10 protein-coding genes are annotated in these 8,084 nt (G+C 59.8%); 2 read left to right on the top strand and 8 right to left on the bottom strand.

Features of this window, described 5'->3' with window-relative positions; all coding sequences use genetic code 11:
- On the bottom strand, positions 1-1,084 hold a 1,084-nt coding region (locus ACH2EH_RS23880; protein WP_395145744.1), incomplete at its 3' end, for a carboxyl transferase domain-containing protein.
- A 75-nt stretch (positions 1,085-1,159) separates the two neighbouring features.
- Between ACH2EH_RS23880 and uxaC the strand changes: the two genes are divergently transcribed.
- Entirely contained in the window at positions 1,160-2,566 is a 1,407-nt protein-coding gene (uxaC, locus tag ACH2EH_RS23875; RefSeq protein ID WP_395145742.1) for a glucuronate isomerase, read from the top strand.
- A 19-nt stretch (positions 2,567-2,585) separates the two neighbouring features.
- Here the strand turns inward: uxaC and ACH2EH_RS23870 are convergent, their stop codons facing one another.
- Entirely contained in the window at positions 2,586-3,311 is a 726-nt protein-coding gene (locus ACH2EH_RS23870) for a hypothetical protein (RefSeq protein ID WP_395145740.1), read from the bottom strand.
- A gap of 61 nt (positions 3,312-3,372) precedes the next feature.
- On the opposite strand from ACH2EH_RS23870, the gene hrcA reads away from it, so the two are divergent.
- Positions 3,373-4,419: a heat-inducible transcriptional repressor HrcA gene (hrcA, locus tag ACH2EH_RS23865; RefSeq protein ID WP_395145738.1), complete on the top strand. Its 1,047-nt coding sequence runs from the start codon at positions 3,373-3,375 to the stop codon at positions 4,417-4,419.
- Positions 4,420-4,422: 3 nt separating this feature from the next.
- Here hrcA and ACH2EH_RS23860 read toward each other — a convergent pair whose 3' ends face one another.
- The 6 genes from ACH2EH_RS23860 to ACH2EH_RS23835 all read right to left on the bottom strand — a co-directional run.
- On the bottom strand, positions 4,423-5,091 hold the full coding sequence (locus ACH2EH_RS23860; RefSeq protein WP_395145736.1) for a hypothetical protein: 669 nt from the start codon (positions 5,089-5,091) through the stop codon (positions 4,423-4,425).
- A 3-nt stretch (positions 5,092-5,094) separates the two neighbouring features.
- Entirely contained in the window at positions 5,095-5,841 is a 747-nt protein-coding gene (locus ACH2EH_RS23855; RefSeq protein ID WP_395145734.1) for a hypothetical protein, read from the bottom strand.
- Positions 5,842-5,918: 77 nt separating this feature from the next.
- Positions 5,919-6,272: a universal stress protein gene (locus ACH2EH_RS23850; protein ID WP_395145732.1), complete on the bottom strand. Its 354-nt coding sequence runs from the start codon at positions 6,270-6,272 to the stop codon at positions 5,919-5,921.
- Positions 6,273-6,312: 40 nt separating this feature from the next.
- Complete coding sequence (locus ACH2EH_RS23845; RefSeq protein WP_395145730.1) at positions 6,313-6,549, bottom strand: hypothetical protein; 237 nt, start codon at positions 6,547-6,549, stop codon at positions 6,313-6,315.
- Between the two features lie 50 nt (positions 6,550-6,599).
- Positions 6,600-7,274, bottom strand: a complete 675-nt coding sequence (locus ACH2EH_RS23840; RefSeq protein ID WP_395145727.1) for a response regulator — start codon at positions 7,272-7,274, stop codon at positions 6,600-6,602.
- 8 nt (positions 7,275-7,282) lie between these two features.
- A partial coding sequence (locus ACH2EH_RS23835) for an ATP-binding protein (protein WP_395145725.1) occupies positions 7,283-8,084 on the bottom strand: 802 nt, incomplete at its 5' end.

The raw sequence follows: 8,084 nt of genomic DNA, 5'->3' as shown, positions 1-8,084 counted from the left end.
AGCACAGCTCGATAAAGTGCGCCCCCTTGAGCGCGGACTCGGAGAAGAGTACCCCGTTGTTGGCGATAATCCCCACCGGCCAGCCCTCCAGGCGTGCGAAGCCACAGACCAGGGTCATGCCGTAGCCGGGCTTGAACTCGTGGAACCGCGAGCCGTCCACGAGGCGAGCGATGACCTCGCGAATCTCAAAGGGCTGGCGCAGGTCCGCAGGGAGAATCCCGTAGAGCTCGTCGGCGGTGTAGAGCGGCTCTTCAGGGGCATACGGTGCGCCCACACTTGCGTTTGGCAGGTGCGCGACGGCTTCACGGAGGAGAGCAAGGGCTTCGTCCTCGTTCTCCGCCAGATAGTCTGCGACGCCTGAGAGCCTGGTGTGGACATCGCCGCCGCCCAGCGCTTCGGCGCTTACTTCCTCACCCGTGGCGGCTTTCACCAGTGGCGGACCTGCGAGAAAGATCGTCCCGTTGCCCTTCACGATCACGGTCTGGTCGCTCATTGCGGGCACATACGCGCCGCCCGCCGTGCAGCTTCCCAGAACTGCCGCGAGCTGCGGGATACCCGCCGCGCTCATCTGTGCCTGGTTGTAGAAAATCCGCCCGAAGTGCTCTTTGTCCGGGAATACCTCCGCTTGAAGCGGGAGATACGCGCCGCCGGAGTCCACAAGGTAGAGGCAGGGGAGCCGGTTCTCCAGCGCGATCTCTTGCAGGCGCAGGTGCTTTTTGACGGTCAGGGGAAAGTACGTCCCGCCTTTCACCGTGGCATCGTTGGCGACAATCGCGCAGGGCTGTCCGTGAATGGTTCCTATCCCGGTGACAATCCCCGCGCCGGGGGCCTGCTCCGCGTACATGCCGTCAGCGGCCAGTGTCGAGAACTCCAAAAAAGGCGCACCGGGATCGAGTAGCGCCGCGATGCGCTCCCGTGCTAGCTTCTTGCCTCGGCTATAGTGTTTTGCCACGGTCTGGGGGCCACCGCCCTGGCAGACAAGTGCTGTTTTTTGGCGCAGGGTGGCGATCAGGGTTTTGTAGTGTGCCACATTCTGCCCAAAGGTCGGCGCGGCGGTGTCAACGGCGGTGTCGAGTAGCTCCATAGTCTGATTGTACCTGGGACGAGCCAGTGGAGATGGCTTGAAGGAAATCAACCGGTTTTGGGAGAATATCTGGGTATGCTTCTCCATCCTGATCGCTGTTTTTCACCGGAGCCCGCCCGTCGCGGCATTGCGCGGCAACTGTATTCCCAGGTCAAGTGCCTGTCGCTCGTCTGCCCGCATGGCCACGTGGATCCGGCGCTCTTCTCCGACCCCGACTATCGCTTTGGCAGCCCCACGGAGCTTTTACTTATTCCCGATCACTATGTCTTTCGGATGCTCTACTCTCAGGGCGTCGCGCTGGAGGCGCAGGGAATCCCACGGCGCGACGGTGGCCCGACGGAGAGCGATCACCGGAAGATCTGGCAGGTGTTCTGTGAGCATTTCTCTCTTTTTGCCGGAACCCCCAGTGGCCAGTGGCTGACACAAGAGCTGGTCGAGGTTTTTGGAGTGACGGAGAAGCCCAGCGCCGTCAGCGCAATGCGCCTCTACGACGAGATCGCGGCCAAGCTCGAAACGTCGGCATTTCGACCCCGTGCGCTCTTTGAGCAGTTTAATATTGAGGCGCTCTGCACCACAGATGCAGCGAGCGATTTGCTAGGCCACCATCGCCGTATTAGAGACTCAGGCTGGAAGGGTAAGATTCTGCCAACATTTCGGCCCGATGCTGTTGTGAATCTGGAGGCGCTGAGCTGGCGCGGGAATATCACGGCACTGGAGAGCGCAAGTGGGATTGAAATCACAAGCTACGCCGTATTTTTAGAGGTGCTCCGCAACCGGCGGGCGTTCTTTAAGAGCCTGGGAGCCACCGCGACCGACCACGCCGCCGTCACTGCGGATACCACGCCGCTCCGTGAGTCAGAGGCTAGCGTCATTTTTGAGAGAGCGCTTCAGGGCAAGAGTGCGCCCGGCGATGCGCCACGCTTTATGGCGCACATGCTCTTCACCCTTGCCGGAATGAGCGCTGAGGATGGCCTGACGATGCAGCTTCATATCGGGAGCTACCGTAATCACAACCGCTCGGTCTTTGAAAAATTTGGGGCCGATAAAGGTGCTGATATTCCGGTTGCGGGCGAGTTCACGCGCAACTTATTACCGCTGCTCAGCGCTTTTGGCAGCGACCCGCGCCTCTCACTGGTTCTATTCACGCTCGATGAGAGCCTCTACTCACGAGAGATGGCGCCGCTGGCGGGGCACTACCCCGCGCTACGCCTGGGGCCGCCGTGGTGGTTTTTTGACAGCCGTCTCGGGATGCGGCGCTTTCTGGACAGCGTGGTTGAGACAGCGGGTATATGGAATCTCGCGGGCTTCAACGACGACACCCGCGCGTTTTGCTCCATTCCCGCCCGCCACGATGTCTGGCGGCGTGTGGTGTCGGACTGGCTCGCCGGGCTCATGGTCGAGCATCTGATAGACGAAGAAGAAGCGGTGTCTATGGCGGAAGCACTTTGCTATAGTCTCGCCAAGACGGCCTATCGCCTGTAATGTTTCGCTTGGGATTATTTTATTTGGGGGGGATCGCTACGCGAGTGGGGACGGCAAAGGTTACGTCTTCGCCACCGCCGCCTAGCATCTGGCGACGCTGCTCGGGTGTCATGTTCTGCATCATTTGACCGAACTGTTGCATCAGTTTCATGCGCGCTGTCGGGTCCATGTTGGAGAAATTCCCCAGAATCTGGGAGAAGTCTGTCTGCCCATTGGCTCCCGTGATACCGTCGGCGGAGCGGCGGTTATTGGGATTAAACAGCACATAGACCGGCTTGAGACCCAGTGTCGTGACGACAGGAGTGGCTTTCTCCGGGGAGAGCTTCTGCCCCAGCACCTCGACGATTCCCGGCTCACCAGGCTTCTCTGAGGAGCGGCCAAACAGACGGGTCTGGATATCTAGAAACGCGGCGACATCATCGCCCCGGTAGAAACGCGTGCTGGCGGGGAGCATCGCTTTCTTCCAGACAGTGCCAGGCGGGAGCGACTTTACCACTTTGTCCAGAAGCGCTTCGAGGTTCTGTGGGGTGGCACTTTCACGTGGGTAGTCGGCCTGGGCACCTGCGAGCGACGACTCCGCGACCACGGAAATACCCGCGTTTTTGGCGAGAGTTTGGAGCACGGTCTCCAGGGGACGGGGGCGTGTAAGGCGCTGTTCGGGGGCGACACGCTCGTCTTGGGCGCGTACCGGAGCACCAACGGCGGCGATCACTGCTGCCAGAGCAAGAAAAGTTATTGTCTTCATGGGCTGATTATATCGCAATTGGTTTGACAGAAAGTAAACACACCGCTAAAATACCTAGGCAATGGATCTCGATCTGCGCAAGCAGCGTATTTTAAGTGCCGTGGTGCAGGACTATGTCTTGACGGCGGAGCCGGTTGGCTCACAAATTCTCGTGGAGCGGTATGCTCTGGGGGTGAAGTCCGCCACGGTACGCAACGAGCTGGCGGAGCTGAGCGAGCGCGGTTTTCTGCGCCAGCCGCACACATCGGCGGGGCGCGTACCCTCTGACCGGGGCTATCGTTTTTACGTCAACCGCCTGATGCCATTAACTCCCCTGGGGCGTCCCGAGGCGCAGCGCATTCAGCAGACACTTCTCTCGGTTGAGAGCGAGTTTGATGCGATCTTGCGCAAGACTTGTCAGTTGCTCAATCAGCTCACCAAGCTTCCTGCTGTTGTGACTTCCCCTGAAGCGCCCGATGACACGCGCTTGCGGCAGGTTTTTCTCTCGCCGACGGCGGCGGACAAAACTTTACTAATGCTGCTTTTTTCCACAGGGCGCACAGAGCACCGCTTACTGCCCGATGTCGCCTTGAGTGCGACCGAGGCGCTCGCCCTGGCAAGCGCTCTGAATGCTCGTCTGCGAGACAAGCCTCTCTCAGAGCTGCGCCGCATTGCTCAGGAAAGTGAGCTTCCCCCCGTGGAACTGGCGGGGAGAGTACGGCTCTGGCAGCGCTTAGTGCGCGAGCTTGTGCAGGTCATGCAGAGCATTACGGAGAACACTCCCGTCTTTGTGGAGGGCACCCGCAGTGTGCTGGCGCAGCCGGAGTTCCGCGATGTAGAGCGCCTTAGTCAGCTCTTTGTGATTCTTCAGGAGCGCGCCGCCATGCTGGAGCTGCTGCACCACGAGGCCGAGGCGGAACTGGCGGTACGAATCGGGGAGGAGCTAGGGCGTCCTGAGCTGGCTTGTTTTGCTGTGGTGAGCTCACCCTACTTTGTGGGGACACGGGAGCGTGGCAGTATCGGGGTAATCGGCCCGACCCGAATGGACTACAGTGTGGCCGCGGTGAGCGTGCGCTTTCTTGCCAGCACGCTCTCCGAGCTGCTCACACAGCTTGCCGTGAGTGCCTGATACTTAACCCCGGTACTCGAAGCTCCGGTAGGGAAAATAGCTGCGGTAGAGTAGCGCTTGAACTTGTGGCATAAACGGGTAAGTCAGGAGCATCATCAGCAGGCTCAGCGGCCAGAAAGCCCCGCCCGACAGCCCGTCCAAAAAATTCAAGGTCCAGACAAAGAGTGCGGCGTAGAGGAGCTCGGGCTGAAGAGTCTTAATGCTCAGCCGGAGCGTCTCCATCAAAGTGAGCTTCCGATCCGCCAGAATTGGGCAGACGAGCAAGAGGAGTCCTTCGAGGAGGAATCCCAAAAGCGCCGTCGTTCTGTACCCGAGCTGAATCAGTCCTCCCACCAGCAGCGAGGTTAGCAGGGTGGTCCAGAGGCCCGAGGAGGGCGCGAGGAGCCGCCGTAGACGGACTTGCTCGCCGTTAAGCTGATCCAGTGTCATGCGGCAGAGCCCTGTCTGGAAGAAACGGTTCACTCCCCGAAGAACTGACCACAGCACGACGCCGAGTAGGAAACGCTGCCAGCCCTCCTCTGGGACTCGGATGAGCCGCACCAGAAGCAACCAGAGGGCGAGCTGCGTACTACAGGCCAGCAGCGATGCCCCCAGCCAGCGCCAAGGGTGGGCACGGTAGAGCGCCCAGGCATTCATGACCAGACCGATATTCAGGTGATGGGAGGGAGGCATGGACTACTGGCCCTCCTGCGTTGCGGTTGGACTAAAGCGCTCCGGGTAGAAGGCGCGGTAGAGCAGGACAATGCACAGGGGGTAGAGAGGCAGGGAGAACAGTATCCCAAGGCCACAGGCAGCGAAGCCCACCATTGATGCCATGCCACTGAGCAGGATAAATGCCAGCGAGATCCAGAACTCCTGGCGCATCACCCGGACGCTCTCCTTCAAGGCTGCCACGGGCTCCAGGTTGCGATCTAGAATGAGAAGACTGCTGAGCGTAAAAAATGTCGTCAAAAGAATCTCAGGTACGATTAGGAGCAAGGGAAGAAAGCCCGGCAGGACACCAAACAGGGCGGAGACCGCGCCCAGAAAAAGCCCAAGGATCGCCAGAGGCCCAAACTTGGAAAAAGCACCGGTAAAGCTTGTCGCGCTCAGTGTCTCCCCACGAAGCTGCTTGAGAGCCATGTACTGAAGGCCCGCGCCCATGATGGTGGAGACGAGAGTGACCACGATGGAGAGTAGGCCCGAGACGGTGGGGTTGGTCTGCTCCGGGTTCTTTGTGAGCTGAAAGGCCCAGTAGATGTAGATCGGGCTGATAAAGAGGGAGGTCAGGAGGACGGTGAGTGTCGCGGCCCCGACCCAGGCCCCGAGCTGCTTCTGGAGGAGCTGAAACGCTTCGCCGATGAACTCGAACTTGACACGCTGCGTGGGCGGCATGTAGGCGGGAGGCTGCGTGGGGGGAGGCTGTTCTTGGTCAGAATACATAGGGCTGTTCTCCTTCAGAAGACAGCCCCAGTATAACGTCAAGCCCTTCGTTTGTGCTACTTGCTGCGGCCTTTATGCTACTTGCTCCGGCTATTGACAACCACGATAGGAACCGGAAAACCTTCCAGCAACTTATCGGCCTCAGAGGGCTCACAGGGCTCGTCACGGTGACCAAAGTGGCTCCCGATCACCGCCAAGTCGTAGTGGTTTTCCTTGACCTCGGCGCGGAGCGCATGGGCGACATCCGGGGCGACTTGAATGCGGGTGCGGACGTAGTAGCCGTAGTCGCGCAGAAACTTACGTGCCGAGTCCAGTGCCTGTTCGGCATGCTTCCAGCGTGCTTGTCGCAGAGTGTCCAGCTCCGGGCTCGTGCCCCCCGTCGGGGGAACTGTGGCCAGTAGGGTCATCTGAGCGCCTGTCATCGGAACCATCAGACGGGCGGCCTCCAGAAAGTTATCTGATGCTCTGATTTTAGACCAAGCTACGGCTCTGGGAATCTGCTAAATGACGGATTCGACGGCTGGCAACAATTTTGTTGGCACAGTCGGGGCAGTAGTGCTTCCAAGCGCCGCTCTCCTGAACAAAGAGCCAGCGGGGAGGAGTAAGCTCTGTGGAGCGGACACCTTCCAGACGCACCGGAACGGGCACCGAGGCAGTGCACCCCGCTCCATCGCAGTTTAGGTAACGTCCATTCACACTCCGACTCATGGAGCCATTTTAAGCTCCGTCTATCTGCTTGCCGTCTGCTAAACGGCGTATTAGTTGTAGGTGGAGAGCTTGGGGAGGTCGGCTTCGTTGACTAAGCCTTGGCGGGCGGCCCAGACAGCGGCCTGTACCCGATCCGAAACCCCGAGCTTGCCGATGACGTGCTCGACGTGGGTCTTGACGGTTCCCTCGCTGATAAAGAGCACTCCCCCAATCTCCCGGTTAGTGAGCCCTGTGGCCACTAACTTCAGAACTTCTTCCTCGCGCCGGGTGAGTGGCTCGATGAGATCGGCGGCCTGTGCGGAATCCCCTACGACTTTAAGGGAACGAATCAGATCCTGCGCGGTGAGTAGTTGTTCACCGCGTAAGACGGCACGCATGGCCTCCAAAAGTGCGTCGTGGTCTATTCCCTTGAGCAGGTAGCCCGCTGCGCCGCCCGCCACAGCGCGCGCCATGTAGGTCGGGTTGTCATAGGTGGAGAGCATGAGCACGGTAGTTTTGGGAAGCGCCGTCTTAATGGCCACGAGGGCGCTGAAGCCATCACCACCGGCCATGCGGATGTCTAGCAACACGAGGTGCGGTTTTGTTTCCTGTGCCACAGTCACCCCTTCGTTGCCAGAAGACGCTTCCCCGACGACATCGAACTCCGTGCCGCGTAGCATGGCCTTGACTCCGCCACGGACGATGGTGTGGTCATCCACTAAAACGACGCTATACCTGGTACTCATCTTTGTTTTTATTCCTCATAGTACGAAACGGGAAAACTTGCGGAGAGCTGGGTCCCTTTGCCAGGAGCGCTCTCAATGAGGAGCGTCCCTTCGAGCAAACGAACCCGCTCCGCCATTCCGTGCAGTCCGATATGCTTGTCATCGGCGTGGGTACGTCCCGGGTCGAATCCACACCCATCGTCGGTGATATTTAAAAGCAGTAGGCTCTCGCCCTCTTGCAGGAGCGTGACCTGAACGTGCTGCGCCACCGCGTGCTTACGAGCATTGGTCAGTGCCTCCTGAGCCACCCGGTAGACCGCCGTCACGAGGGGGGTGCTAAAGCGCTCCCCCTCCACATTGTGCAGAAAATCTGCCTCCACCCACCCTGCACGCACTTTCTCTTCCTGGACAAGCTGTGCCAGCGCCCCTGATAGGCCCATGTCATCGAGCGCCAGTGAGCGCAGACCATTGACAAGCCGCCGAGACTCGACGACCGCATCCTTGAGATACTTGAGCCCCAGAGTCAGGTTCTCGTCGTCCTTACCGTAGACGCGCTGGAAAGCGGCCAGGTGCATATGAGCCGCCATGACATACTGTGTCAAGCCATCGTGCAGGTCGTAGGCCACCGCGCGGCGCTCTTCCTCCTGCGCGGTGATAAGCCCCGCCACCAGTGCCCGCTGGCGCTTCAGGAGCTGCCAGTTGCGGATTGCCACGGCCAGGTGCATCGAGAGTGCCTGGATTGTCCGCTCGTCTTCTTCCGTGAACCCACCGGGTTTTTCGGTGAGGTAGATACTCCCCAAGACTGTCTGATCGTAGCGTATAGGAACCCCG

This window comes from Armatimonas sp. (assembly GCF_043760365.1).
Lineage (GTDB): Bacteria > Armatimonadota > Armatimonadia > Armatimonadales > Armatimonadaceae > Armatimonas.
The sequence above is the reverse complement of the archived record's forward strand: the minus strand, read 5'-3'. Positions and strand labels throughout refer to the sequence as shown.

Excerpts from the sequence above, each read along its gene's own strand:
- uxaC (WP_395145742.1), top strand. The coding sequence starts at position 1,160 with ATGCTTCTCCATCCTGATCGCTGTTTTTCACCGGAGCCCGCCCGTCGC.
- ACH2EH_RS23870 (WP_395145740.1), bottom strand. The coding sequence starts at position 3,311 with ATGAAGACAATAACTTTTCTTGCTCTGGCAGCAGTGATCGCCGCCGTT.
- hrcA (WP_395145738.1), top strand. The coding sequence starts at position 3,373 with ATGGATCTCGATCTGCGCAAGCAGCGTATTTTAAGTGCCGTGGTGCAG.
- ACH2EH_RS23860 (WP_395145736.1), bottom strand. The coding sequence starts at position 5,091 with ATGCCTCCCTCCCATCACCTGAATATCGGTCTGGTCATGAATGCCTGG.
- ACH2EH_RS23855 (WP_395145734.1), bottom strand. The coding sequence starts at position 5,841 with ATGTATTCTGACCAAGAACAGCCTCCCCCCACGCAGCCTCCCGCCTAC.
- ACH2EH_RS23850 (WP_395145732.1), bottom strand. The coding sequence starts at position 6,272 with ATGGTTCCGATGACAGGCGCTCAGATGACCCTACTGGCCACAGTTCCC.
- ACH2EH_RS23845 (WP_395145730.1), bottom strand. The coding sequence starts at position 6,549 with ATGAGTCGGAGTGTGAATGGACGTTACCTAAACTGCGATGGAGCGGGG.
- ACH2EH_RS23840 (WP_395145727.1), bottom strand. The coding sequence starts at position 7,274 with ATGAGTACCAGGTATAGCGTCGTTTTAGTGGATGACCACACCATCGTC.